The following is a 23,041-nucleotide window of genomic DNA, read 5'->3' on the forward strand; positions in this document are numbered from 1 at the left end:
CCTAAGGCCGACTATGGGCACTGAAACACTGGCGATCAGCAGCGGGCGAATGTTTCGTTATGCGTTTGGCTCGCTGCTGCTGCTGGCAGGTACTGCATTGCTGGTGGCCCACGGGCTGGCCTGGCTGGACCTGGAACCGCGGATTCTACGCGCCCTGCAGGGCGGCTCCATTTGCGCGCTCGGCACTGCGCTCGGTGCGGTCCCGGTGCTGGTGATTCGCCATATGCCGGTCGCGTTGAGCGATACATTGCTGGGCTTTGGTGCGGGGGTCATGTTGGCGGCGACGGCGTTTTCGCTGATCGTGCCGGGCATTGCCGCGGCAGAAGGCTTGGGGCTTTCGCCCTGGAGCGCCAGCGGCTTGATCAGCTTCGGCATCATGCTGGGAGCGTTCGGGCTGTATCTGGTTGACCGCAAGGTCTCCGGCGCCAGTCCGGAAATGCTGGTCGGCACGCCGGATAAACCGGTGATCCCGCCGCGTATCTGGCTGTTTGTGTTTGCCATCATCGCCCACAACATTCCCGAAGGCATGGCGGTCGGTGTATCCGCTGGCGGCGGTATGCCGGATGCCGACAGCCTTGCCATGGGGATTGCCCTGCAAGACGTGCCCGAAGGCCTGGTGATTGCGTTGGTCTTGGCCGGGGCAGGCATGTCGCGGGTCAAGGCGTTCCTGATCGGCGCGGCGTCAGGTCTGGTGGAGCCCGTGTTTGCAGTGCTCTGTGCCTGGCTGGTAAGCCTGGCAGAAGTGCTATTACCGTTGGGCCTTGCCCTGGCCGCTGGTGCGATGCTGCTGGTCGTCACTCACGAGGTGATCCCCGAGTCGCGCCGCAATGGTCACGAAAAGCTCGCCAGCCTGGGTTTGTGCATCGGTTTTTGTTTGATGATGGTGATGGACACGGCGCTGGGGTGAGGTCGTTGCGACTTCATCCCGCCTTAAAGGGTGAGTTTACTCACCCTCATCAAAGTAGTTATTGATCAGCGCCACCAGGGCATCCATCGCTTCCTGCTCTTGCTCACCTTCTGTCTTCAAGTGAATCTTGGTGCCTTTGCCGGCGGCCAGCATCATCATGGCCATGATGCTTTTGCCATCGACCATGGACTCTGGCGTGCGTCCGGCGCGGATCTGGCAAGGGAACTGTCCTGCAACGCCGACGAACTTGGCTGACGCCCGGGCGTGCAAGCCCAGCTTGTTGATGATTTCAATTTCCAGAGCGGGCATCGCGCAGGTGTTCCTTTCAGCTGAGGTCGCGGTGGCGGACCTGGACGTTCTTGAGGGTTTTTTGCAGCACCTGGCCCAGGCGCTCGGTCAGATAGACGGAGCGGTGGTGACCGCCGGTGCAGCCGATGGCAATGGTGACATAGGCCCGATTGCTGGCAGCAAATCGGGGTAACCATTTGAGCAAGTAGCTGGAAATGTCCTGGAACATCTCCTCCACATCCGGTTGTGCAGCCAGGTAATCGGCGACGGGCTGATCCAGTCCGGACTGATCACGCAGTTCCGGCTTCCAATAAGGGTTGGGCAGGCATCGCACATCGAATACCAAGTCGGCGTCCACCGGCATGCCGCGCTTGAAACCAAACGACTCCACCAGAAACGCCGTGCCTGGCTCCGGCTGGTTCAGCAGGCGCAGCTTGATGGCATCGCGCAGTTGGTACAGGTTAAGGCTGGTCGTGTTGATCTTGAGGTCGGCGAGGTCAATGATCGGTCCCAGCAGCTTGGTTTCATCTTCGATGGCTTCTGCCAGCGAGCGATGAGGGCTGCTGAGGGGGTGACGCCGGCGGGTTTCGGAGAAACGCTTGAGCAGTGTCTCTTCGTCGGCATCCAGGTACAGCACATCGCAATGAATGTGCTTGGCCCGCACTTCCTCGAGCAATTGCGGGAATCGCTCCAGGTGGCTGGGCAGGTTGCGGGCATCAATCGAAACGGCGACCAGGGGTTGAGCCAGTTCGGTGTGGATCAACGCGCGTTCTGCCAATTCCGGCAGCAGGCCGGCGGGCAGGTTGTCGATGCAATAGAAACCGTTGTCCTCAAGAACATTGAGGGCGGTACTTTTACCCGAGCCGGAGCGGCCGCTGACGATGATCAAGCGCATGGTTACTGCCCGTTCTGTTCATCCAGGACAACCTGGTACAGCGCCTCATTGCTGCTGGCGCTGCGCAGTTTGTCGCGTACGTCCTTGCGGTCGAGCATGCTGGCGATCTGCCGGAGCAGTTCCAGGTGCGCATCGGTGGCAGCTTCCGGGACCAGCAGAACGAACAGCAGGTCGACCGGGGCACCGTCGATGGCGTCGAAATCGATAGGGGCGTCCAGGTGCAGCAGGGCGCTGACAGGAGTCTCGCAGCCTTTGAGGCGGCAGTGGGGAATGGCGATGCCGTTGCCAAAACCGGTCGAGCCAAGTTTTTCACGGGCAATCAGTGCCTCATACACAGCTTGCGTATCCAGTTCGGGCACTTCACGGCCGATCAGGTTGGCAATTTGTTCGAGGGCGCGTTTTTTACTGCCGCCCGGCACGTTCACGAGGGAACGGCCGGGGGTCAGGATGGTTTCAAGTCGGATCATGGGGGGAGAGTTAACGACCTGTACCTTGCATCAGGTGCAGATTCTTTTCCTTATGCTTTATGAGTTGGCGGTCCAGCTTGTCGTAGAGCGAGTCGATCGCCGCGTACATGTCTTCATGTTCCGCATTGGCGACGAGCTTGGCATTCGGAACATGCAGGGTGGCCTCGATTTTCTGCTTGAGCTTGTCGACCTCCATGATGACCTGCACGTTGGTGATCTTGTCAAAATGCCCCGCAAGCTTGTTCAACTTGCTTTCGGTGTACTCACGCAGGGGCTTGGTAACTTCCAGTTGGTGTCCACTGATGTTGACTTGCATACAGCTTCTCCTTCGTTGCCAGTGCATAACGCGACGGGTAGGAATACCCGCCACTGGTCTGCATTTTAAAACTGCCTGCGCGTCGATCTTGCCTGATCGCCGCTCGGCGAGTTTTAAAACGCATCCCGGAACGCTGTGGCCCGCCCGTCACATCAAACGCTTACGCTCGCTGGAAGGCGCGATCCCAAGGGATTCGCGGTACTTGGCGACGGTTCGACGGGCGACCTGAATGCCTTGTGCCTCCAGTAAACCAGCGATCTTACTGTCACTCAATGGCTTTTTCTGATTTTCAGCAGCAACCAGTTTTTTGATGATCGCGCGGATCGCCGTGGACGAGCATTCACCGCCTTCGGAGGTGCTGACGTGGCTGGAGAAAAAGTATTTCAGTTCATAAATACCCCGAGGGGTATGCATGAATTTTTGCGTGGTCACCCGGGAAATCGTTGATTCATGCATGCCGACCGCTTCGGCGATGTCATGCAGCACCAGCGGTTTCATCGCTTCGTCGCCGTACTCCAGGAAGCCGCGCTGATGCTCGACGATCTGGGTGGCGACTTTCATCAGGGTTTCGTTTCGGCTTTGCAGGCTCTTGATGAACCAGCGCGCTTCCTGCAACTGGTTGCGCATGAAGGTGTTGTCGGCACTGGTATCGGCGCGACGTACGAAGCCGGCGTATTGCGGGTTCACCCGCAGGCGCGGCACCGATTCCTGGTTCAGCTCTACCAGCCAGCGCTCGTTGTCCTTGCGCACGATCACATCGGGAACCACGTATTCGGCTTCGCTCGATTCGATTTGTGAGCCAGGACGCGGGTTGAGGCTCTGTACCAGCTCGATGACCTGGCGCAGGTCGTCTTCCTTGAGCTTCATGCGGCGCATCAACTGGCTGTAGTCGCGGCTGCCCAGCAGGTCGATGTAATCGGTCACCAGGCGCTGGGCTTCGGCGAGCCAGGGGGTCTTGGCCGGTAATTGGCGCAATTGCAGCAACAGGCATTCGCTGAGGGTGCGTGCGCCGATGCCGGCGGGCTCGAACTGTTGGATGCGGTGCAGGACGGCTTCGATCTCGTCCAGCTCGATATCCAGCTCCGGATCGAAGGCTTCAAGAATTTCTTCGAGCGTCTCGTCCAGGTAACCCTGATTGTTGATGCAGTCGATCAGGGTCACGGCGATCAAGCGATCGGTGTCCGACATCGGCGCAAGGTTCAGTTGCCACAGCAGGTGGCTCTGCAGGCTCTCGCCAACGGAGGTGCGTGTGGTGAAGTCCCACTCATCATCGTCATTGCTGGGCAGGCTGCTGGCGCTGGTCTGGTAGACGTCTTCCCAGGCCGTGTCGACCGGAAGCTCGTTGGGAATGCGTTCGTTCCATTCGCCTTCCTCAAGGTTATCCACCGTAGGGGCGGTTTCCTGGTAGGAGGGTTCCTGCACGTCGGGATTGGGTTTTTGCTCGATATTATCGGCCAGCGGGTCTGCATTATCGAAGTCGTCGCCTTCCTCCTGGCGTTCGAGCATCGGATTGGACTCCAGGGCCTCCTGGATTTCCTGTTGCAGGTCCAGGGTCGACAATTGGAGCAGGCGGATGGCCTGTTGCAGCTGCGGTGTCATCGTCAGCTGCTGGCCCATTCTCAGGACTAGCGATGGTTTCATGGCAGGGGCTTAACACCTTATTCGCCGGCGCAATGCGCCATCCACGACAGGGCGCGTGAGCGCCAAACATAAGCAAATTATATGCCTGATGTCGGGGGCTTTGCCTAGAGCGCGGTAACAATAAAAATCCGGAGGTTTTCATTGACTCCCGCGCGCCTTGGCGAACAGCCGTGACACCACGGTGTTTACAGGCGGAACTCGTGACCCAGGTACACTTCCTTGACCAGCTCGTTGGCCAGGATGGTGGCGGAATCACCTTCGGCGATCAGCTGGCCATCGTTGACGATATACGCTGTTTCGCAGATATCGAGGGTCTCACGGACGTTGTGGTCGGTGATCAGCACGCCAATGCCCTTGGCCTTGAGGTGATGGATGATCTGCTTGATGTCGCCCACCGAGATCGGGTCGACGCCCGCAAACGGTTCGTCCAGCAGGATGAACTTGGGCGCAGTGGCCAGGGCGCGGGCGATTTCCACACGGCGACGCTCACCGCCGGACAGGCTCATGCCGAGGTTGTCGCGGATATGGTTGATGTGGAACTCCTGCAGCAGGCTTTCCAGCTCCTTGCGACGGCCGTCACGGTCGAGCTCCTTGCGGGTCTCGAGGATGGCCATGATGTTATCGGCGACCGACAGTTTGCGGAAGATCGACGCTTCCTGCGGGAGATAGCCGATACCGGCGCGGGCGCGGCCGTGCATCGGCTGGTGGCTCACGTCCAGGTCGTCGATCAGCACGCGGCCCTGATCCGCCTGGACCAGGCCGACGATCATGTAGAAGCAGGTGGTCTTACCGGCGCCGTTAGGGCCGAGCAAGCCGACGATCTGGCCGCTGTCGATCGACAGGCTGACGTCGCGCACGACCTGACGGCTTTTATAGGCCTTGGCCAGATGCTGGGCTTTCAGGGTTGCCATTACTCGGCCTTCTTCTTCGGCTGGATGACCATGTCGATCCGTGGACGAGGTGCAGTGACCTTGTTGCCATTGGCGCGACCGGCGTTAGCGATCTGTTTCACGGTGTCATAGGTGATCTTTTCACCTTCCGTGGAGTTGCCGTCCGGGCTGAGTACTTTCGCCTGGTCGATCAGTACGATGCGGTTCTGCTGGGCGTGATACTGGATGGTCTTGCCGTAGCCCTTCATCGGACCGGTATCGGCAGCGGACTGCTTCTGTTCGAAGTAAGCCAGGTTGCCGACCGAGGTCACCACATCAATGTCGCCAGCCGGGGTGCGAGTCAGGGTCACGGTATTGCCGGTGATCTTCATCGAACCTTGGGTGATGATCACGCCGCCGGTATAGGTGGCGACGCCTTGTTTATCATCCAACTGCGCATCGTCAGCCGAGATGTGGATCGGTTGCTGGCTATCGTTCGGCAGAGCCCAGGCGCTCACGCTTCCCAGTGCTGCGCCCAGACCGAGCAAAATAGGGAGAGTTTTAACGAGCCTCATACTGTCCTCTTACGTTCGATAGCAGGTGTATCCTGCTTTCTTTCAAATACGCTTTCATTCCCTTGCCAGTCGATACACCGCCAGCGCCGTCGATTCTAACGTCTTGCTCGGTCTGCGCATATTGCTTCTGCGGGAATACGGTCATGCGACTGCTGGTAATCACGGTCTCACGTTTTTTATCGTCAGTGCGCGCAACGCGCACCGAGTCGATCAGTTCCACCTCGGTACCGTCCGGGTTGACCTCGCCACGTTTGCTGGTGACGTGCCATGGGAACTCGGTACCGCGGTAAATGTTCATGTCGGGGTTGGTCAGCAGGGTGACTTCGCTGGCCTTGACGTGTTCGACCTTGTCCGAGGTCATCTCGTACTGCACTTTGCCGTCGGGCAGGAACTGCACGCTCTTGGCATTGGTGGCGTAATAGTCGATAGCGCCTTCGTCAACCTGCGCGGCAGGCTGGTCGAGAAAGCGCTCCGGGCTGATATTCCAGTAGCCCACCGCCAGGAACAGCGCGGCGATGACCCCGAATAACAGGAAGTTGCGAATCTTTTTGCTCAGCATAAAACGCTCTATAAGTAGGCGGCGTGGGCCGCTTCAAGGCTACCCTGGGCTCGCAGGATCAGCTCGCAGAATTCGCGTGCGGCGCCTTCACCGCCACGGGCGGTGGTGATGCCATGGGCGTGCTCGCGAACAAAGGCTGCCGCGTTGGCGACCGCCATGCCCAGGCCCACTCGGCGGATCACCGGCAAGTCGGGCAAGTCATCGCCCAAGTAGGCGACCTGCTCATAGCTTAGGTTGAGTTGGCCAAGAAGCTCGTCCAGAACCACCAGTTTATCCTCGCGGCCCTGATACAGGTGAGGAATCCCCAGGTTTTGTGCGCGACGTTCCACAACGGGGGTTTTTCTGCCGCTGATAATCGCCGTTTGCACGCCCGACGCCATCAGCATCTTGATGCCCTGGCCGTCGAGGGTGTTAAAAGTCTTGAATTCACTGCCGTCTTCGAGGAAGTACAAGCGGCCATCGGTCAGCACACCGTCAACGTCGAAAATCGCCAGCTTGATGTTTTTACCGCGTTGCAACAGGTCGCTGGTCATTTACATCACTCCCGCACGCAGCAAGTCGTGCATGTTCAGGGCGCCAATCGGGCGGTCGTCGCCATCGACCACCACCAGTGCGCCGATCTTGTGGTCTTCCATGATTTTCAACGCCTCGGCTGCCAGCATTTCGGGGCGCGCGGTCTTGCCGTGAGGTGTCATCACTGCGTCGATGCTGGCGGTGTGGATATCGATGGTGCGGTCCAGGGTGCGGCGCAAGTCACCGTCGGTGAACACCCCGGCCAGGCGGCCATCGGCTTCCAGGATCACCGTCATGCCCAAACCCTTGCGAGTCATTTCCATCAGCGCGTCCTTCAGCAGGGTACCGCGCTGGACGTGGGGCAGCTCATCACCCGAGTGCATGACGTTTTCCACTTTCAGCAGCAGGCGGCGGCCCAAGGCGCCCCCCGGGTGCGAAAACGCAAAGTCCTCGGCGGTAAATCCACGCGCCTCCAGCAGTGCCACGGCCAGGGCATCACCCATCACCAGGGCGGCGGTGGTGGACGAAGTCGGCGCCAGGTTCAGCGGGCAGGCTTCGTGGTCCACGTGAACGTTGAGGTTGACTTCGGCGGCCTTGGCCAGCGTCGATTCCGGGTTGCCGGTGATGCTGATCATCTGGATGCCCAGGCGCTTGATCAGCGGCAACAGGGTCACGATTTCGTTGGTGCTGCCGGAGTTGGACAACGCCAGGATGATGTCATCCTTGGTGATCATGCCCATGTCGCCGTGACTGGCTTCGGCGGGGTGCACGAAAAACGCGGTGGTCCCGGTGCTGGCCAGGGTGGCGGCGATTTTGTTGCCAACGTGGCCTGACTTGCCCATGCCGACCACGACAACGCGGCCCTTGCTGGCCAGAATCATCTCGCAGGCGCGTACGAAATCTGCGTCGATATGCGCCAGCAAGCCTTCTACGGCTTCAAGCTCGAGGCGGATGGTGCGTTGTGCGGATTGAATAAGGTCGCTGGATTGGCTCATGTCTGAAATCGTATAGCCTGACGAAAAGTCGGCGATTATAGCGGTAATGATCAATTCCCTCACGCAAGTTCGTCAGGGTTTGTTCGCGGTGCGCTTGGGATTCCCTCCTTAGTAACATAGCTGGCAACGTTTTTTCCCTGTCCTGGATCTGAACAAGCACTGTTCCGGCCTTGGGCGCCCTGTACCAGCAGTGATATAGTTCGCCGCCAGTTCGGTCCGCTCTGCCCATGTGGCCATCGATTGCGCAACTATTGTGCGGCTGATGCAAACGTTTGTCGCAAGCGTGGTGTCTGAGTGAGAGGCTGCATCCCAAGGAGTTTAGATGAGTGCCGATAACGCCTACGCGGTCGAGCTGAAGGGACTGACCTTCAAGCGCGGGACGCGCAGCATCTTCAATAACGTCGATATCCGCATTCCGCGCGGCAAGGTCACGGGCATCATGGGGCCTTCCGGTAGTGGCAAGACCACCCTGTTGCGCCTGATGGGCATGCAATTGCGGCCCAGTGCCGGCGAAGTGTGGGTAAACGGCCAGAACCTGCCGACGCTGTCGCGCAGCGATCTGTTCGACGCGCGTAAGCACATGGGTGTGCTGTTCCAGAGCGGTGCGCTGTTTACCGACCTTGATGTGTTCGAGAACGTGGCGTTTCCGCTGCGTGTGCATACCCAACTGTCTGACGAAATGATTCGTGACATTGTGTTGCTGAAACTGCAGGCCGTAGGCCTGCGCGGTGCCATCGACCTGATGCCCGACGAACTGTCCGGCGGTATGAAGCGTCGCGTGGCCCTGGCCCGCGCCATTGCCCTCGACCCGCAGATCCTCATGTATGACGAGCCCTTCGTCGGTCAGGACCCGATCGCCATGGGCGTGTTGGTGCGCCTGATCCGCTTGCTCAACGATGCACTGGGCATCACCAGCATCGTGGTCTCCCATGATCTTGCAGAAACCGCGAGCATTGCCGATTACCTCTATGTCGTCGGCGATGGCCAGGTGCTGGGGCAGGGCACGCCCGAAGAACTGATGAACGCTGATAACCCGCGCATTCGCCAATTCATGACCGGCGATCCTGATGGCCCCGTGCCTTTTCACTTTCCGGCAGCGGATTACCGCTCAGATCTTCTGGGGAAGCGCTGATGCGCAAGACATCTCTTATCGAAAAGGTTCGCCTTTTCGGTCGCTCGGGCATCGACATCGTCGAAGTGCTGGGCCGTTCGACGATTTTCCTGTTTCACGCCTTGCTCGGCCGCGGCGGCATAGGTGGCGGCTTCGGCCTACTGGTCAAGCAGTTGCATGCTGTGGGTGTGATGTCCCTGGTGATCATCGTGGTCTCCGGGGTGTTCATCGGCATGGTGCTGGCGCTGCAGGGCTTCAATATTCTGTCCAGCTATGGTTCGGAGCAGGCGGTGGGGCAGATGGTCGCCCTGACGTTGTTGCGAGAGCTGGGGCCGGTGGTGACCGCTTTGCTGTTCGCCGGGCGTGCGGGTTCTGCGCTGACCGCCGAAATCGGCAACATGAAGTCCACCGAGCAGCTGTCCAGCCTGGAAATGATCGGCGTGGACCCGCTCAAGTACATTGTTGCCCCGCGTCTGTGGGCCGGCTTCATTTCCCTGCCACTGCTGACGATCATCTTCAGCGTGGTGGGTATCTGGGGTGGTTCGTGGGTGGCGGTGGACTGGCTGGGCGTCTACGACGGCTCTTACTGGGCCAACATGCAAAACAGCGTGACGTTCACGGGCGACGTGCTCAACGGCATCATAAAGAGCATCGTCTTCGCCTTTGTAGTGACCTGGATCGCCGTATTCCAAGGCTACGACTGTGAGCCCACTTCAGAAGGGATCAGTCGTGCCACCACCAAGACCGTTGTGTACGCCTCGCTGGCGGTACTGGGCCTTGACTTCATTTTGACCGCCTTGATGTTTGGAGATTTCTGATGCAAAACCGCACTGTGGAAATCGGTGTCGGCCTTTTCTTGCTGGCTGGCATCCTGGCTTTACTGTTGTTGGCCCTGCGAGTCAGCGGTCTTTCGGCCAGCCCCACCGCCGATACTTATAAACTTTACGCGTACTTCGACAATATCGCCGGTTTGACTGTCAGAGCTAAAGTGACCATGGCCGGTGTGACGATCGGCAAGGTCACTGCAATCGATCTGGACCGCGACAGCTTCACCGGTCGAGTGACAATGCAGCTGGATAAGAAGGTTGATAATCTGCCGACCGACTCCACTGCATCTATCCTCACTGCGGGGCTGCTGGGCGAGAAGTACATCGGTGTCAGCGTGGGCGGGGAATCAGCCCTGCTCAAGGATGGCTCGACAATCCACGACACACAGTCGTCGCTGGTGCTTGAAGACCTGATCGGTAAATTCCTGCTTAATACGGTCAATAAAGACGCCAAATGAGGAATCTGTACATGATCTCTACCTTGCGACGTGGCCTTCTGGTACTGCTTGCAGCGCTGCCGTTGATGGCCAACGCAGCGGGTTCTGCCCACGATCTGGTGCAGGACACGACCAACAAGATGTTGGCTGACCTGTCGGCCAACAAAGAAAAGTACAAACAAGACCCGAGTCAGTTCTACAACGCGCTCAATACCATTGTGGGGCCGGTGGTGGATGCTGAAGGCATCTCCAAAAGCATTATGACGGTCAAGTATTCGCGCAAGGCTACGCCGGCGCAGATGCAGACCTTCCAGGAAAACTTCAAGAAAGGCCTGTTCCAGTTCTACGGCAACGCTCTTCTTGAATACAACAACCAGGGCATTACCGTCGCTCCTGCCGGGGATGAGTCGGGTGATCGCACCAGCGTCAACATGAGCGTCAAGGGCAACAATGGCGCGGTCTACCCGGTGCAGTACACGCTGGAGAAGGTCAACGGCGAGTGGAAGCTGCGTAACGTGATCATCAACGGCATCAACATTGGCAAGCTGTTCCGTGACCAGTTCGCGGATGCGATGCAGCGCAATGGCAACGACCTGGACAAAACCATCAATGGTTGGGCCGGTGAAGTCGCCAAGGCCAAGGAAGAGACCGATAAAGCTGCTGGGAAGCCCGCGCAATGATCGAGTCAGCTGTTCGTCTCGGCGACGCCGGCGAGCTGTTCATCAGTGGCGTGCTGGATTACCGCACCGGGCCTGACCTGCGCAAGCAGGGTCAGGCACTGATCAAGACCAGCACTGCGCCTGCGTTGGTGCTGGACTGTTCGGCCGTGACCAAGTCCAGCAGCGTCGGCTTATCGCTGTTGCTGTGCTTCATGCGCGATGCCGAAGCGGCCAAAAAAGCGGTCAGCGTTCGGGCGTTGCCCGAAGACATGCGCGAAATTGCCGAAGTTTCCGGTCTGACCGAGCTGCTGGCGCACCCCTAATACACATTATTAAAGAGGCCCCCCGTCAGAGTCCTGCTATGCGGGGTTCGCAGGCGCGGGGCTTTTTTGTATGATGTGCGACCCGCGCGCACTGGGCGCCGATAGAGGTTGAGCATGCAGGCCCTAGAAGTTAAGAGCTTTCTTGAAGGAAAGCTGCCGGAAACGACCGTAGAAGTTGAAGGCGAAGGCTGCAACTTCCAGCTGAACGTGATTAGCGATGAACTGGCGGCACTCAGCCCGGTCAAGCGTCAGCAGCAGATCTATGCCCATTTGAACCCGTGGATCACCGATGGCAGCATCCATGCGGTCACTATGAAATTTTTCAGCCGCGCGGCCTGGGCCGAGCGCACCTGAGCCCCCAAGGCGTCGAGATTCTTATGGATAAATTGATTATTACCGGCGGTGCCCGCCTTGATGGCGAGATTCGCATCTCCGGTGCAAAAAACTCTGCCTTGCCGATCCTGGCAGCGACCCTGCTGTGCGATGGCCCGGTCACCGTGGCCAACTTGCCGCACCTGCACGACATCACCACCATGATCGAGTTGTTCGGTCGCATGGGTATCGAGCCGGTTATCGACGAGAAATTGTCGGTTGAAATCGACCCGCGCACCATCAAGACCCTGATCGCTCCGTACGAACTGGTGAAAACCATGCGTGCGTCGATCTTGGTGCTGGGCCCGATGGTTGCCCGTTTCGGTGAAGCCGAAGTGGCCCTGCCTGGTGGTTGCGCCATCGGCTCGCGTCCGGTGGACCTGCACATCCGTGGCCTCGAAGCCATGGGCGCGACCATCGACGTCGAAGGCGGCTACATCAAGGCCAAGGCGCCGGAAGGCGGCCTGCGTGGCGCCAACTTCTTCTTTGATACCGTCAGCGTGACCGGTACCGAGAACATCATGATGGCCGCTGCCCTGGCCAACGGCCGCAGCGTCCTGCAAAACGCCGCGCGCGAGCCGGAAGTGGTCGACCTGGCCAACTTCCTGATCGCCATGGGGGCCAACATCACCGGCGCCGGCACCGACACTATCACCATCGACGGCGTAAAACGCCTGCACCCGGCCACCTACAAGGTGATGCCGGACCGCATCGAGACCGGTACCTACCTGGTTGCCGCCGCCGTTACCGGTGGCCGCGTCAAGGTCAAGGACACCGATCCGACGATCCTGGAAGCGGTCCTGGAAAAGCTGCGCGAAGCGGGTGCCGAAATCACCACCGGCGAAGACTGGATCGAGCTGAACATGCACGGCAAGCGTCCTAAAGCCGTCAACGTGCGTACCGCTCCGTACCCGGCGTTCCCGACCGACATGCAAGCGCAGTTCATTTCCTTGAACGCCATTGCCGAAGGCACCGGTGCCGTGATCGAGACCATCTTCGAAAACCGTTTCATGCACGTGTACGAACTGCACCGCATGGGCGCGAAGATCCAGGTTGAAGGCAACACCGCCATCGTCACCGGCACCGAGAAGCTCAAGGGCGCGCCAGTCATGGCCACCGACCTGCGGGCTTCGGCCAGCCTGGTGATCTCTGCGCTGATCGCCGAAGGCGACACCCTGATCGACCGCATCTACCACATAGACCGTGGCTACGAGTGCATCGAAGAAAAACTGCAGATGCTCGGCGCGAAAATCCGCCGCGTACCGGGCTAGTCCCCGGCGCTGCAAACACCTTAAGCGTGGCGAGGGAGGTTGCTCCCGCTGGACTGCGCAGCAGTCCCGCTTTTGAGGGCCGCTTCGCGACTCAGCGAGAGCAAGCTCCCTCGCCACAGGAAGGTGTTTGTTGTTAAATGGTTTGTTTCAAATCGGGGCTGTAATGGCCTCGATCTGTGTCTGGCGCCGTTCGCGACCGGACAGCAATAGCCTGATGAAGGACTGACGTTTCCCATGTTGACCATCGCACTGTCCAAGGGCCGCATCCTTGACGACACGTTGCCGCTTCTGGCTGAAGCGGGCATCGTGCCGACCGAGAATCCGGACAAGAGCCGCAAGCTGATCATCCCCACGACCCAGGACGACGTTCGCCTGTTGATCGTGCGGGCTACCGACGTGCCGACCTACGTTGAACATGGCGCGGCCGACCTCGGTGTCGCGGGTAAAGACGTGCTGATGGAATACGGCGGCCAGGGCTTGTACGAGCCATTGGACCTGCGTATCGCCCTGTGCAAGCTGATGACCGCCGGCCGTGTCGGTGATGTCGAGCCCAAGGGCCGCCTGCGCGTGGCGACCAAGTTCGTCAACGTCGCCAAGCGCTACTACGCCGAGCAAGGTCGTCAGGTCGACATTATCAAGCTGTACGGCTCGATGGAGCTGGCGCCGCTGATCGGCCTGGCCGACAAGATCATCGACGTGGTCGACACCGGCAACACCCTGCGTGCCAACGGTTTGGAGCCGCAGGATTTCATTGCCGATATCAGCTCACGCCTGATCGTCAACAAAGCATCGATGAAGATGCAGCACGCCCGTATCCAGGCGTTGATCGACACCCTGCGCAAGGCAGTGGAGTCGCGACACCGCGGTTGACCTACCTGCGTAGCTGAAAAGCTACGCCCGTCTATCCGCCTCATAGCCAGAATTCTCAGGTGCCCAAGCGGAAACGACTGCTGGAAAGGTGCGCTGACGTTCAATAACGAAGCGCGCCTTACCCCAAAAGGCAACTTATGTTAGTAGAAGATTCTTTTTCAATAATTAGCGACGCGTAGCAGCCTGCCTTTTGAGGGGCCCTGCGGGTTGGCACTGTGGTCGCGCCATGCTGCGTTGCGGGACTTGGTAAGGAAACTACCCTTACCAGCCCCGCGCCTTGCCTGGCACAACCACAGTACCAACGCGCTTCGTTATTGAACGTCAGCGCACCTTCGGGCGCCTGAGTTTTTGCCAATTCTATTGAGGCCCTCGCTATGACCACGTCCACTGCAATTGCCCGACTCAACGCTGCCGACCCGGATTTCGCCCATCATCTGGATCATCTGCTGAGCTGGGAAAGCGTGTCCGACGACTCGGTCAACCAGCGGGTGCTCGACATCATCAAGGCCGTGCGCGAGCGCGGTGATGCGGCGCTGGTGGACTTCACCCGCCAGTTCGACGGCCTGGACGTCAAGTCCATGTCTGACCTGATCCTGCCACGCGAACGCCTTGAGCTGGCCCTGACACGCATCACCGCACCGCAGCGCGAGGCCCTGGAAGTGGCGGCGTCTCGCGTGCGCAGCTACCACGAAAAGCAGAAACAGGACTCCTGGAGCTACACCGAAGCTGACGGCACGGTGCTGGGCCAGAAGGTCACGCCGCTGGACCGTGCCGGTTTGTACGTGCCTGGCGGTAAAGCGTCGTATCCGTCATCGGTGTTGATGAACGCAATCCCGGCCAAAGTGGCGGGCGTGACCGAAGTGGTCATGGTGGTACCGACCCCGCGCGGTGAAATCAACGAGCTGGTGCTGGCTGCCGCTTGCATCGCCGGTGTCGACCGCGTGTTCACCATCGGTGGCGCCCAAGCCGTCGCCGCCCTGGCCTATGGCACCGAAAGCGTACCGAAAGTCGATAAAGTGGTCGGTCCCGGCAACATCTACGTCGCCACTGCCAAGCGCCACGTGTTTGGCCAGGTCGGTATCGACATGATCGCCGGCCCTTCGGAAATCCTCGTGGTATGCGACGGCCAGACCGATCCGGACTGGATCGCCATGGACCTGTTCTCCCAGGCCGAGCACGATGAAGACGCCCAGGCGATCCTGGTCAGCCCGGACGCCGAGTTCCTCGACCAAGTGGCGGCCAGCATCAATAAGCTGCTGCCGACCATGGAGCGCGCCGAGATCATCGAGAAGTCGATCAATGGCCGTGGCGCATTGATCCTGGTGCGCGACATGGACCAGGCCATCGAAGTGGCCAACCGCATCGCGCCGGAGCACTTGGAGTTGTCCGTAGCCGACCCACAAGCCTGGCTGCCGTCGATTCGCCACGCCGGTGCGATCTTCATGGGCCGCCACACCAGCGAAGCCCTGGGTGACTACTGTGCGGGCCCGAACCACGTGCTGCCGACCTCCGGCACCGCGCGTTTCTCGTCGCCGCTGGGCGTGTATGACTTCCAGAAGCGTTCGTCGATCATCTTCTGCTCGCCGCAAGGCGCCTCCGAGCTGGGCAAGACCGCTTCCGTGCTGGCCCGAGGTGAATCCCTGAGTGCCCACGCCCGCAGCGCCGAATACCGCATCCTTGAAGAGAAGGGGAACTGAAACATGAGTAAATTCTGGAGCCCTTTCGTCAAGGACTTGGTGCCTTACGTACCCGGCGAACAACCCAAGCTGACCAAGCTGGTCAAGCTCAACACCAACGAAAACCCCTACGGCCCATCGCCCAAGGCGTTGGCGGCGATGCAGGCCGAGTTGAACGACAACCTGCGCCTGTACCCGGACCCCAACAGTGACCTGCTCAAGCAGGCGGTGGCCAAGTATTACGGGATCGACGCCGGTAAAGTTTTCCTCGGCAACGGTTCCGATGAAGTCCTTGCACACATCTTCCACGGTCTGTTCCAGCACGATTTGCCGCTGCTGTTCCCGGACATCAGCTACAGCTTCTACCCGGTTTACTGCGGTCTTTATGGCATCAAGTCCGACCCGGTGCCGCTGGACGAGCAGTTCCAGATCCGCGTGGCGGACTACGCCAAGCCCAACGGTGGGATCATCTTCCCCAACCCGAACGCGCCCACTGGCTGTGTGCTGGCGCTGGACGCGGTGGAGCAGATCCTCAAGGGCAGTCCGGATTCGGTGGTGGTGGTCGATGAAGCCTATATCGACTTCGGCGGCGAAACCGCGATCAGCCTGGTAGACCGCTATCCGAACCTGCTGGTGACCCAGACCCTGTCCAAATCGCGCTCACTCGCCGGTCTGCGCGTGGGCCTGGCCGTGGGCCACCCGGACCTGATCGAAGCGCTGGAGCGGGTCAAGAACAGCTTCAACTCTTACCCACTGGATCGCCTGGCGATTGTCGGTGCAGCGGCGGCGTTCGAAGACCGTGAGTATTTTGAGAAGACGTGCCGGTTGGTCATCGATAGCCGTGACAAGCTGGTCGCTCAATTGGAGGAGAAGGGTTTTGAGGTGTTGCCATCAGCAGCCAACTTCATCTTTGCCCGCCACCCTGAGCACGACGCTGCCAGCCTGGCGGCCAAGTTGCGGGAGCAAGGGGTGATCGTACGGCACTTCAAGCAGGCGCGGATTGCCCAGTTCCTGCGGATCAGCATCGGCACGCCTGAGCAGAACCAGGCGCTGATCGATGGTCTCGGTGAGCTCTAAGCCACACTGAAGAGCAAAATGTGGGAGGGGGCAAGCCCCCTCCCACATTCAGTTTTGCAGTACTGGTTAGATCAGTGGCTCGTCAGGCTTTTTGTTCTTCCAGCCATCATTGCCTGGCAGCAGCAGGTTCAAACCAATCGCTACCACCGCGCACAGGGCGATGCCTTTGAGGCCAAAGTCATCCGGGCCGGTGCCGGTACCCACCAGCACACCGCCAATCCCGAACACCAACGTCACCGACACGATCACCAGGTTGCGTGCCTCGCCCAGGTCGATCTTGTGGCGGATCAGTGTGTTCATCCCCACCGCAGCAATCGAGCCGAACAGCAGGCACAGAATCCCGCCCATCACCGGCACCGGGATGCTCTGCAGCAGCGCGCCGAACTTACCGATAAACGCCAGGCTGATGGCAAACACCGCCGCCCAGGTCATGATCTTCGGGTTGTAGTTCTTGGTCAGCATCACCGCGCCGGTCACTTCGGCGTAGGTGGTGTTCGGCGGGCCGCCAAACAGGCCGGCGGCCGTGGTGGCAATGCCGTCACCCAGCAAGGTACGGTGCAGGCCGGGCTTCTTCAGGTAGTCGCGACCGGTCACGCTGCCCACTGCAATCACACCGCCGATATGTTCGATCGCCGGGGCCAGGGCCACCGGTACGATAAACAGGATCGCCTGCCAGTTGAATTCCGGCGCGGTGAAGTGGGGCAGGGCGAACCAGGGGGCGGCGGCGATCTTCGCGGTGTCGACCACGCCAAAGTAGAACGACATGGCAAAACCCACCAGCACGCCGGAGATGATCGGCACCAGGCGGAAAATACCCTTGCCGAACACCGCCACGATCAGGGTGGTCAGCAGCGCCGGCATCGAGATCAGCATCGCCGTCTGGTAGTGGATCAGCTCGGCACCGTCGCCGGATTTACCCATCGCCATGTTGGCGGCAATCGGCGCCATGGCCAGGCCGATCGAAATGATCACCGGGCCGATGACCACTGGCGGCAGCAACCGGTCGATAAACCCGGTGCCCTTGATCTTCACCGCCAGGCCCAGGAAGGTATAAACGAAACCGGCCGCCATCACCCCGCCCATCGTCGCCGCGAGGCCGAACTGGCCCTTGGCGAGAATGATCGGGGTGATGAAGGCAAAGCTCGACGCCAGGAAGACCGGCACCTGTCGCCCTGTCACCACCTGGAACAGCAAGGTGCCCAAGCCCGCGGTGAACAGTGCGACGTTTGGATCAAGGCCTGTGATCAGCGGCATCAACACCAGCGCGCCAAATGCTACGAAGAGCATCTGTGCGCCAGACAGGATCTGGCGCCAAAGCGGGTCGTTGAATTCATCCTGCATGCTCACGCGTCCTTCTGCTTGGTGCCGAAGATCTTGTCACCGGCATCGCCCAGGCCTGGAATGATGTAGCCGTGTTCGTTGAGGCGCTCATCGATGGACGCGGTGTAGATCTGCACGTCCGGGTGGGCCTTCTCGACGGCAGCGATGCCTTCGGGCGCGGCAACCAGCACCATGGCGCGTATGTCCTTGCAACCGGCTTTCTTCAGCAGGTCGATGGTGGCAACCATGGAACTGCCGGTGGCGAGCATCGGGTCGATGATCATCGCCAGGCGCTCGTTGATTTCCGGGACCAGTTTTTCCAGGTAGGTATGGGCCTGCAACGTTTCTTCATTGCGGGCCACGCCGACGGCGCTGACCTTGGCGCCCGGGATCAGGCTGAGTACGCCTTCGAGCATGCCGATACCGGCGCGCAGGATCGGCACCACGGTGATTTTCTTACCGGCGATTTTCTCGACTTGGACGGTACCGGCCCAGCCTTCGATATCGTAGGTTTCCAGGGGTAAATCTTTGGTGGCTTCGTAAGTGAGCAACGCTCCGACTTCCTGAGCAAGCTCACGGAAGTTCTTCGTGCTAATGTCGGCGCGGCGCATAAGGCCGAGCTTGTGTCGGATCAGCGGGTGGCGGATCTCGCGAGTGGGCATGGGAAAGGCTCCGGCGGCGGGCAAAAAAACCGGCCTAGATTAATCTATCCGAGGGTGTTGTCCTATAGACATCTAGTACGTTAGTCCATTAAGGCTTGCTCGGAGCGCATGAGAAGCGTACCTTCGCCCGCTTTTCTTGCCACAGCACCCCCTTGGAGAGCGCCATGTCCGCTGATCTCGAGCATATCCGTCAAATCATGCGCGAGGCTGACTGCCTGTACACCGAAGCGCAAGTCGAAGAGGCGATCGCCAAGGTTGGCGCGCACATCACCCGCGAGATGGCCGACACTAATCCGGTGGTCTTCTGCGTGATGAACGGTGGCCTGATCTTCGCCGGCAAATTGCTCACCCACCTGCAATTTCCGCTTGAAGCGTCCTACCTGCACGCCACCCGCTATCGCAACGAAACCAGCGGCGGCGACCTGTTCTGGAAAGCCAAGCCGGAAGTCTCCTTCATTGATCGCGACGTGCTGATCATCGATGACATTCTCGACGAGGGGCACACCCTGGGCGCGATCATCGACTTCTGCAAACACGCCGGCGCGCGCAAAGTGCACACCGCCGTGCTGATCGACAAAGACCACGACCGCAAGGCCCGCCCTGAGCTCAAAGCCGATTTCGTCGGCCTGCCGTGCATCGACCGTTACATCTTCGGCTATGGCATGGACTACAAGGGCTACTGGCGCAACGCCAATGGCATTTACGCCGTCAAAGGGATGTAAGCCATGACCCGTTTTCTTGATCAGACGCTGTTTGCCGAACTGGCCGAGAAAGCGGGCGCCAGCCCTCGTGGCCGGCACCACCACAACTTCCACCAGATGGAAGAACCCTGTCATCGCCTGGCCGTGGGCCTGCAACCTGACACCTATGTCCCGCCCCATCGGCACCTGAGCGCGGATAAGGCCGAAACCTTGTTGGTGCTGCAGGGCCGTTTGGGCTTGCTGGTTTTCAGCGACACCGGCGAAGTGCTCGCCAAGCGCGTCATGCAGGCGGGTGGTGAATGCTCGGGCGTTGATCTGCCGCCGGGTGTATTCCATGGCCTGGTGGTGCTGGCGCCCGACACGGTGATGTTCGAGTGCAAGGCCGGGCCTTATCGTCCGGTGGGCGAGGGTGAGCTGGCCGACTGGGCGCCCCGCGAAGGCGAGGCCGGCGTGGCCGAGTATCAACGCTGGATGCTTGCCCAGTTCAGTTGAGCTACAGTGCTGGGCTACCTCGCACGGAGCGGCCCATGAGCCTGTTGATTCGCACCTGCGCCGCCTTGGCGCTGACCCTCAGCTTACCCCTGGCAGCGGCGCCTGCGCCGATGCACAGCCAATTCCTGCCGGCGGACGACCTCACCCTGCGTGCCGAAATCCCTGACCTGCAGCAACTGCTGCAAGTCACTGAGTACGCAGTGGTGGTGGGCAACCAGCGCCAATCCAACCAGCAACCGATCCCGGTGACCTCGCCGCTGATGATCCGCCTCAAGGGCAAGTCCTTGAACAAAGGCGCGACAATCAGCCAAGTGGTGCTCAATTTTGATGCTGAAAGCAAAAGCCTGAAAAAACCGGTGTATGACGACTCCAGCAAAACCCTGACGCTGTCTTACCCCTTGGCCCAATACCGGGTGATTGTCGACCTGCTGCGCAATGACACGGTGTATGTGCAGTTCCTCAGTTATGCCAATGGGCATATCTGGGCGGATTTGCATACCGGTGCGGTGCGTACCCAATAGCAAAAACACTGAAAAGCTAATGTGGGAGGGGGCAAACCCCCGCCGACATTGAGTCTCCAGCGCTTTCGAAGCCTGCGTCGCACAGGTAGACTTCAAACCCCGTGTAAATGTCTGCAGGCTGGAGTCGGTAATGCGTAAAGATAAGAAACAGGTGATTGGTGACGAGATCGGTGACGATCAGATCAAGTTGTTCCTGGACTTCGAGCCGGTCGACGCGACTTCACCGTCCCTGCACAAACTGATCAAGGCCTACCGTGGCCTGCGTATCGACGACTTCGAACGGTTCCTGGGCTTCTTCAAGGAAGCTGGCCTGGACCTCGACGGCAAGGATGAGCATGGCCAGACCTTCGTCGATCTGATCAAGGATCAGCGTCACGCGGACGAGTACATCGAACTGATCGAAAACGCTCGCGGCTGATTATCCGAGACATAAAAAAACGCCCCGTTCTCATCACGAGAGCGGGGCGTTTTTTATGGCGTCACGGCCTCAAGCGTAGCTCTCGGTCTCGGCGGCAGGTGCAACCAGCTCCAGGCTGATGTTGTTCTGCATGTTGATCTTGCGATACAGCTCGGCGTCGGTCTCCAGGACTTTCTCCCGCGCCGGGAAGATTTCCTGCAACTTGGTCGCCCATTCCCCGGCGGTTTTTTCCGGGAAGCAGCGTTCGATCAGTTCCAGCATGATCGAAACCGTCACCGAAGCGCCTGGGGATGCGCCCAAGAGTGCTGCCAGCGAACCATCTTTGGCCGCGACCAGCTCGGTACCAAATTGCAGCACGCCGCCTTTCTTCGGGTCTTTCTTGATGATCTGCACCCGTTGGCCGGCCACTTCCAGGCGCCAGTCTTCGGCTTTCGCCTCCGGGTAGAAGCGGCGCAGGGATTCCAGGCGCTGCTCCATGGACTGCATCACTTCGCTGACCAAGTATTTGGTCAGGTCCATGTTGTCCCGGGCCACGGCCAGCATCGGGCCGATGTTGCCGGCGCGAACCGACAGAGGCAGGTCAAGGAATGAGCCGTGCTTGAGGAACTTGGTGGTGAACCCGGCGTATGGCCCGAACAGCAGGGACTTCTTGCCATCCACCACGCGGGTGTCCAAGTGCGGCACGGACATCGGTGGCGAACCCACCGCCGCCTGGCTGTAGACCTTGGCCTGGTGATGCTTGACCACTTCCGGGTTGTCGCAACGCAGCCATTGGCCGCTGACCGGGAAGCCGCCAAAGCCTTTGCTTTCTTCGATGCCCGAGGCTTGCAGCAGCGGCAGGGCCGCGCCACCGGCGCCGAGGAACACGAACTTGGCATCGACTTCACGGCTGTTGCCGCTGTTGACGTCCTTGATGCTCACGGTCCAGCCCGCGCCATTGCGCTTGAGGCCGGTGACACGCTTGCTGTACTTGACCTGGGCATCCGGCGAGCTGGAGAGGTGGCTGAGCAGCTGGTTGGTCAGCGCGCCGAAGTTGACGTCGGTACCGTTCATCACACGGGTGGCCGCGATTTTTTCGTCGAGCGGGCGCCCCGGCATCATCAGCGGCATCCACTCGGCCATCTCGTTGCGGTCTTCGGTGTAGTGCATGTCCGAAAACGCGTGATGCTGGCTGAGGGTTTCAAAGCGCTGCTTGAGGAAAGATACACCTTTTTCGCCCTGCACGAAGCTCAGGTGCGGCACCGGGCTGATAAAGGACTTGGACGAGCCAAAGGTGCCCTTTTGGGTCAGGTACGCCCAGAACTGCTTCGACACCTCGAACTGGGTGTTGATGTGCACGGCTTTCTTGATGTCGATGGAGCCATCCGCGGCCTGCGGCGTGTAGTTCAGCTCACACAGGCCGGCGTGGCCGGTACCGGCGTTGTTCCACGGGTTGGAACTTTCCGCGGCACCCGAATCCATCAGCTCAACGACTTCCAGCTTGAGGCCGGGGTCGAGCTCTTTGAGCAGTACGGCCAGGGTGGCACTCATGATGCCGGCCCCTACCAGTACTACGTCGACTGCTTCGTTATGCGCCATTTAACGCGTCTCCAAAATCTGCAGCACCAAATTGACGGCATGGCTGCCAGGAGTGACGGGGCGGTTCACGTGTTGCCCCAGGTTACCCATGGCCAGGATCGCCATGTCCGATTCGCAATTCTTTGCAACTTCAGCACACGCTTCCTGCCGGGCGAATCTGCCTATGAACGCATTCATGGGCGCCTGTGGCAATTCGACTTATGGTCAAAGCGTGTGATTCGTGCAATCAATCCGTAGCGGACAGGCTCAAGCTCCGGTTGTTAAGGAGTACTCGGTCCTGTGTGGTTGGGCTGTTCCAGACGCTGATGGTGCTTGTACAAACGCCAAACTATTCATTTGCTCGCCACACTCTTGTGAAGTTGTGAAAACCCGTTTTTTCACGCTCTTTTGAAGACGTGAACCTCAAAAAAGGGCTGCCCCAGCCTGGCACCTGGCCCGGATACCTTGCCGACACGCGGCAAAACGGGCAAACAACTCAAGTGGCCGAGCGCAATGGCAGCTCTGGCAGATTCGGTAAAGACGGGTGGTTTGCAAAGAAACAGCAAGCGCGCCAGCTTCACTCGATCTGTGTGGGCGGCTCTCTGTGGGCGATTCTTGGGGTTAATACCGAGGCATTAACGATGCTGCGAGGCCCGATCAGGAGACGTCCTTATAATCGGGGGGAGATTGTAGCGAAGAACGCTAAGGAAATGGGCGTGTTT

28 protein-coding genes are annotated in these 23,041 nt (G+C 59.7%); 15 read left to right on the plus strand and 13 right to left on the minus strand.

Annotated elements, in window-relative coordinates:
- Positions 1 to 13: 13 nt before the first annotated feature.
- The gene (locus QCBJ_RS21735; RefSeq protein WP_012722236.1) at positions 14 to 907 is read left to right on the plus strand and encodes a ZIP family metal transporter; all 894 of its coding nucleotides are present in this window, start codon (positions 14 to 16) and stop codon (positions 905 to 907) included.
- 36 nt (positions 908 to 943) lie between these two features.
- Here QCBJ_RS21735 and QCBJ_RS21740 read toward each other — a convergent pair whose 3' ends face one another.
- From QCBJ_RS21740 to QCBJ_RS21785, 10 genes are all read right to left on the minus strand, one after another.
- A complete protein-coding gene (locus QCBJ_RS21740) occupies positions 944 to 1,216 on the minus strand; it encodes an HPr family phosphocarrier protein (RefSeq protein WP_012722237.1) in 273 nt (90 codons plus the stop codon).
- Between the two features lie 16 nt (positions 1,217 to 1,232).
- Positions 1,233 to 2,090 carry an RNase adapter RapZ gene (rapZ, locus tag QCBJ_RS21745; protein ID WP_012722238.1) on the minus strand — a complete coding sequence of 286 codons (858 nt, stop codon included), beginning with the start codon at positions 2,088 to 2,090 and terminating at the stop codon, positions 1,233 to 1,235.
- A gap of 2 nt (positions 2,091 to 2,092) precedes the next feature.
- Positions 2,093 to 2,557, minus strand: coding sequence for a PTS IIA-like nitrogen regulatory protein PtsN (gene ptsN, locus QCBJ_RS21750; protein ID WP_012722239.1), 465 nt, complete (start codon positions 2,555 to 2,557; stop codon positions 2,093 to 2,095).
- A 10-nt stretch (positions 2,558 to 2,567) separates the two neighbouring features.
- Entirely contained in the window at positions 2,568 to 2,873 is a 306-nt protein-coding gene (gene hpf, locus QCBJ_RS21755) for a ribosome hibernation-promoting factor, HPF/YfiA family (RefSeq protein WP_003171804.1), read from the minus strand.
- A 147-nt stretch (positions 2,874 to 3,020) separates the two neighbouring features.
- Entirely contained in the window at positions 3,021 to 4,514 is a 1,494-nt protein-coding gene (locus QCBJ_RS21760) for an RNA polymerase factor sigma-54 (protein WP_012722240.1), read from the minus strand.
- Positions 4,515 to 4,699: 185 nt separating this feature from the next.
- The gene (gene lptB / locus QCBJ_RS21765) at positions 4,700 to 5,425 is read right to left on the minus strand and encodes an LPS export ABC transporter ATP-binding protein (protein WP_003171806.1); all 726 of its coding nucleotides are present in this window, start codon (positions 5,423 to 5,425) and stop codon (positions 4,700 to 4,702) included.
- Positions 5,425 to 5,958, minus strand: a complete 534-nt coding sequence (gene lptA / locus QCBJ_RS21770; RefSeq protein ID WP_012722241.1) for a lipopolysaccharide transport periplasmic protein LptA — start codon at positions 5,956 to 5,958, stop codon at positions 5,425 to 5,427. The genes lptB and lptA overlap by 1 nt, the downstream gene beginning before the upstream one ends.
- Positions 5,945 to 6,517, minus strand: coding sequence for an LPS export ABC transporter periplasmic protein LptC (gene lptC / locus QCBJ_RS21775; RefSeq protein WP_012722242.1), 573 nt, complete (start codon positions 6,515 to 6,517; stop codon positions 5,945 to 5,947). Before lptC ends, lptA begins: the two co-directional genes overlap by 14 nt.
- Positions 6,518 to 6,525: 8 nt before the next feature.
- A complete protein-coding gene (locus tag QCBJ_RS21780; RefSeq protein WP_010213109.1) occupies positions 6,526 to 7,050 on the minus strand; it encodes an HAD family hydrolase in 525 nt (174 codons plus the stop codon).
- Positions 7,051 to 8,025: a KpsF/GutQ family sugar-phosphate isomerase gene (locus QCBJ_RS21785; protein ID WP_012722243.1), complete on the minus strand. Its 975-nt coding sequence runs from the start codon at positions 8,023 to 8,025 to the stop codon at positions 7,051 to 7,053. It abuts the gene before it with no gap.
- A 322-nt stretch (positions 8,026 to 8,347) separates the two neighbouring features.
- On the opposite strand from QCBJ_RS21785, the gene QCBJ_RS21790 reads away from it, so the two are divergent.
- The 10 genes from QCBJ_RS21790 (at position 8,348) to hisC (ending at position 16,648) form a co-directional block, all read left to right on the plus strand.
- A complete protein-coding gene (locus QCBJ_RS21790; RefSeq protein WP_012722244.1) occupies positions 8,348 to 9,157 on the plus strand; it encodes an ATP-binding cassette domain-containing protein in 810 nt (269 codons plus the stop codon).
- A complete protein-coding gene (gene mlaE / locus QCBJ_RS21795; protein ID WP_012722245.1) occupies positions 9,157 to 9,954 on the plus strand; it encodes a lipid asymmetry maintenance ABC transporter permease subunit MlaE in 798 nt (265 codons plus the stop codon). The genes QCBJ_RS21790 and mlaE overlap by 1 nt, the downstream gene beginning before the upstream one ends.
- On the plus strand, positions 9,954 to 10,421 hold the full coding sequence (gene mlaD, locus QCBJ_RS21800) for an outer membrane lipid asymmetry maintenance protein MlaD (RefSeq protein ID WP_012722246.1): 468 nt from the start codon (positions 9,954 to 9,956) through the stop codon (positions 10,419 to 10,421). Before mlaE ends, mlaD begins: the two co-directional genes overlap by 1 nt.
- Positions 10,422 to 10,432: 11 nt before the next feature.
- Entirely contained in the window at positions 10,433 to 11,080 is a 648-nt protein-coding gene (locus QCBJ_RS21805; RefSeq protein WP_012722247.1) for a phospholipid-binding protein MlaC, read from the plus strand.
- A complete protein-coding gene (locus QCBJ_RS21810; protein WP_012722248.1) occupies positions 11,077 to 11,382 on the plus strand; it encodes a lipid asymmetry maintenance protein MlaB in 306 nt (101 codons plus the stop codon). Before QCBJ_RS21805 ends, QCBJ_RS21810 begins: the two co-directional genes overlap by 4 nt.
- 114 nt (positions 11,383 to 11,496) lie before the next feature.
- Positions 11,497 to 11,736: a BolA family protein gene (locus QCBJ_RS21815; RefSeq protein WP_003188597.1), complete on the plus strand. Its 240-nt coding sequence runs from the start codon at positions 11,497 to 11,499 to the stop codon at positions 11,734 to 11,736.
- Positions 11,737 to 11,759: 23 nt separating this feature from the next.
- Positions 11,760 to 13,025 (plus strand): UDP-N-acetylglucosamine 1-carboxyvinyltransferase, encoded by a 1,266-nt coding sequence (murA, locus tag QCBJ_RS21820; RefSeq protein ID WP_024073479.1) that lies wholly within the window; start codon positions 11,760 to 11,762, stop codon positions 13,023 to 13,025.
- Between the two features lie 234 nt (positions 13,026 to 13,259).
- Complete coding sequence (gene hisG / locus QCBJ_RS21825) at positions 13,260 to 13,895, plus strand: ATP phosphoribosyltransferase (protein ID WP_003188599.1); 636 nt, start codon at positions 13,260 to 13,262, stop codon at positions 13,893 to 13,895.
- 374 nt (positions 13,896 to 14,269) lie between these two features.
- A complete protein-coding gene (gene hisD, locus QCBJ_RS21830) occupies positions 14,270 to 15,592 on the plus strand; it encodes a histidinol dehydrogenase (protein WP_012722250.1) in 1,323 nt (440 codons plus the stop codon).
- 3 nt (positions 15,593 to 15,595) lie between these two features.
- Positions 15,596 to 16,648: a histidinol-phosphate transaminase gene (gene hisC / locus QCBJ_RS21835; protein ID WP_012722251.1), complete on the plus strand. Its 1,053-nt coding sequence runs from the start codon at positions 15,596 to 15,598 to the stop codon at positions 16,646 to 16,648.
- Positions 16,649 to 16,714: 66 nt separating this feature from the next.
- Here hisC and QCBJ_RS21840 read toward each other — a convergent pair whose 3' ends face one another.
- Positions 16,715 to 17,989 carry a uracil-xanthine permease family protein gene (locus QCBJ_RS21840; RefSeq protein ID WP_012722252.1) on the minus strand — a complete coding sequence of 425 codons (1,275 nt, stop codon included), beginning with the start codon at positions 17,987 to 17,989 and terminating at the stop codon, positions 16,715 to 16,717.
- A 2-nt stretch (positions 17,990 to 17,991) separates the two neighbouring features.
- Positions 17,992 to 18,630, minus strand: coding sequence for a uracil phosphoribosyltransferase (gene upp, locus QCBJ_RS21845; RefSeq protein ID WP_012722253.1), 639 nt, complete (start codon positions 18,628 to 18,630; stop codon positions 17,992 to 17,994).
- A 164-nt stretch (positions 18,631 to 18,794) separates the two neighbouring features.
- Here upp and QCBJ_RS21850 point away from each other — a divergent pair, with 164 nt between their 5' ends.
- From QCBJ_RS21850 to QCBJ_RS21865, 4 genes are all read left to right on the plus strand, one after another.
- A complete protein-coding gene (locus QCBJ_RS21850; protein WP_012722254.1) occupies positions 18,795 to 19,352 on the plus strand; it encodes a hypoxanthine-guanine phosphoribosyltransferase in 558 nt (185 codons plus the stop codon).
- A gap of 3 nt (positions 19,353 to 19,355) precedes the next feature.
- Complete coding sequence (locus tag QCBJ_RS21855; protein WP_093542176.1) at positions 19,356 to 19,823, plus strand: WbuC family cupin fold metalloprotein; 468 nt, start codon at positions 19,356 to 19,358, stop codon at positions 19,821 to 19,823.
- Positions 19,824 to 19,858: 35 nt separating this feature from the next.
- Positions 19,859 to 20,344 (plus strand): hypothetical protein, encoded by a 486-nt coding sequence (locus tag QCBJ_RS21860; protein ID WP_102061587.1) that lies wholly within the window; start codon positions 19,859 to 19,861, stop codon positions 20,342 to 20,344.
- 130 nt (positions 20,345 to 20,474) lie between these two features.
- The gene (locus QCBJ_RS21865) at positions 20,475 to 20,762 is read left to right on the plus strand and encodes a PA4642 family protein (RefSeq protein ID WP_012722257.1); all 288 of its coding nucleotides are present in this window, start codon (positions 20,475 to 20,477) and stop codon (positions 20,760 to 20,762) included.
- A gap of 69 nt (positions 20,763 to 20,831) precedes the next feature.
- Here QCBJ_RS21865 and mqo read toward each other — a convergent pair whose 3' ends face one another.
- The gene (mqo, locus tag QCBJ_RS21870; RefSeq protein ID WP_012722258.1) at positions 20,832 to 22,340 is read right to left on the minus strand and encodes a malate dehydrogenase (quinone); all 1,509 of its coding nucleotides are present in this window, start codon (positions 22,338 to 22,340) and stop codon (positions 20,832 to 20,834) included.
- Positions 22,341 to 23,041 lie beyond the last annotated feature (701 nt).

The organism is Pseudomonas sp. QC2, from assembly GCF_002859085.1.
Taxonomy (GTDB): domain Bacteria; phylum Pseudomonadota; class Gammaproteobacteria; order Pseudomonadales; family Pseudomonadaceae; genus Aquipseudomonas; species Aquipseudomonas petroselini.

What these genes read in the sequence shown, in the direction of transcription:
- murA (WP_024073479.1), top strand. Translation starts at nt 11,760, where the DNA reads ATGGATAAATTGATTATTACCGGCGGTGCCCGCCTTGATGGCGAGATT.
- QCBJ_RS21735 (WP_012722236.1), top strand. Translation starts at nt 14, where the DNA reads ATGGGCACTGAAACACTGGCGATCAGCAGCGGGCGAATGTTTCGTTAT.
- hpf (WP_003171804.1), bottom strand. Translation starts at nt 2,873, where the DNA reads ATGCAAGTCAACATCAGTGGACACCAACTGGAAGTTACCAAGCCCCTG.
- QCBJ_RS21760 (WP_012722240.1), bottom strand. Translation starts at nt 4,514, where the DNA reads ATGAAACCATCGCTAGTCCTGAGAATGGGCCAGCAGCTGACGATGACA.
- QCBJ_RS21785 (WP_012722243.1), bottom strand. Translation starts at nt 8,025, where the DNA reads ATGAGCCAATCCAGCGACCTTATTCAATCCGCACAACGCACCATCCGC.
- QCBJ_RS21790 (WP_012722244.1), top strand. Translation starts at nt 8,348, where the DNA reads ATGAGTGCCGATAACGCCTACGCGGTCGAGCTGAAGGGACTGACCTTC.
- QCBJ_RS21805 (WP_012722247.1), top strand. Translation starts at nt 10,433, where the DNA reads ATGATCTCTACCTTGCGACGTGGCCTTCTGGTACTGCTTGCAGCGCTG.
- lptC (WP_012722242.1), bottom strand. Translation starts at nt 6,517, where the DNA reads ATGCTGAGCAAAAAGATTCGCAACTTCCTGTTATTCGGGGTCATCGCC.
- QCBJ_RS21865 (WP_012722257.1), top strand. Translation starts at nt 20,475, where the DNA reads ATGCGTAAAGATAAGAAACAGGTGATTGGTGACGAGATCGGTGACGAT.
- QCBJ_RS21740 (WP_012722237.1), bottom strand. Translation starts at nt 1,216, where the DNA reads ATGCCCGCTCTGGAAATTGAAATCATCAACAAGCTGGGCTTGCACGCC.
- QCBJ_RS21840 (WP_012722252.1), bottom strand. Translation starts at nt 17,989, where the DNA reads ATGCAGGATGAATTCAACGACCCGCTTTGGCGCCAGATCCTGTCTGGC.
- upp (WP_012722253.1), bottom strand. Translation starts at nt 18,630, where the DNA reads ATGCCCACTCGCGAGATCCGCCACCCGCTGATCCGACACAAGCTCGGC.
- rapZ (WP_012722238.1), bottom strand. Translation starts at nt 2,090, where the DNA reads ATGCGCTTGATCATCGTCAGCGGCCGCTCCGGCTCGGGTAAAAGTACC.
- QCBJ_RS21855 (WP_093542176.1), top strand. Translation starts at nt 19,356, where the DNA reads ATGACCCGTTTTCTTGATCAGACGCTGTTTGCCGAACTGGCCGAGAAA.
- mlaD (WP_012722246.1), top strand. Translation starts at nt 9,954, where the DNA reads ATGCAAAACCGCACTGTGGAAATCGGTGTCGGCCTTTTCTTGCTGGCT.
- lptA (WP_012722241.1), bottom strand. Translation starts at nt 5,958, where the DNA reads ATGAGGCTCGTTAAAACTCTCCCTATTTTGCTCGGTCTGGGCGCAGCA.
- ptsN (WP_012722239.1), bottom strand. Translation starts at nt 2,557, where the DNA reads ATGATCCGACTTGAAACCATCCTGACCCCCGGCCGTTCCCTCGTGAAC.
- lptB (WP_003171806.1), bottom strand. Translation starts at nt 5,425, where the DNA reads ATGGCAACCCTGAAAGCCCAGCATCTGGCCAAGGCCTATAAAAGCCGT.
- hisD (WP_012722250.1), top strand. Translation starts at nt 14,270, where the DNA reads ATGACCACGTCCACTGCAATTGCCCGACTCAACGCTGCCGACCCGGAT.
- hisC (WP_012722251.1), top strand. Translation starts at nt 15,596, where the DNA reads ATGAGTAAATTCTGGAGCCCTTTCGTCAAGGACTTGGTGCCTTACGTA.
- QCBJ_RS21810 (WP_012722248.1), top strand. Translation starts at nt 11,077, where the DNA reads ATGATCGAGTCAGCTGTTCGTCTCGGCGACGCCGGCGAGCTGTTCATC.
- mlaE (WP_012722245.1), top strand. Translation starts at nt 9,157, where the DNA reads ATGCGCAAGACATCTCTTATCGAAAAGGTTCGCCTTTTCGGTCGCTCG.
- QCBJ_RS21815 (WP_003188597.1), top strand. Translation starts at nt 11,497, where the DNA reads ATGCAGGCCCTAGAAGTTAAGAGCTTTCTTGAAGGAAAGCTGCCGGAA.
- QCBJ_RS21860 (WP_102061587.1), top strand. Translation starts at nt 19,859, where the DNA reads ATGAGCCTGTTGATTCGCACCTGCGCCGCCTTGGCGCTGACCCTCAGC.
- hisG (WP_003188599.1), top strand. Translation starts at nt 13,260, where the DNA reads ATGTTGACCATCGCACTGTCCAAGGGCCGCATCCTTGACGACACGTTG.
- mqo (WP_012722258.1), bottom strand. Translation starts at nt 22,340, where the DNA reads ATGGCGCATAACGAAGCAGTCGACGTAGTACTGGTAGGGGCCGGCATC.
- QCBJ_RS21850 (WP_012722254.1), top strand. Translation starts at nt 18,795, where the DNA reads ATGTCCGCTGATCTCGAGCATATCCGTCAAATCATGCGCGAGGCTGAC.
- QCBJ_RS21780 (WP_010213109.1), bottom strand. Translation starts at nt 7,050, where the DNA reads ATGACCAGCGACCTGTTGCAACGCGGTAAAAACATCAAGCTGGCGATT.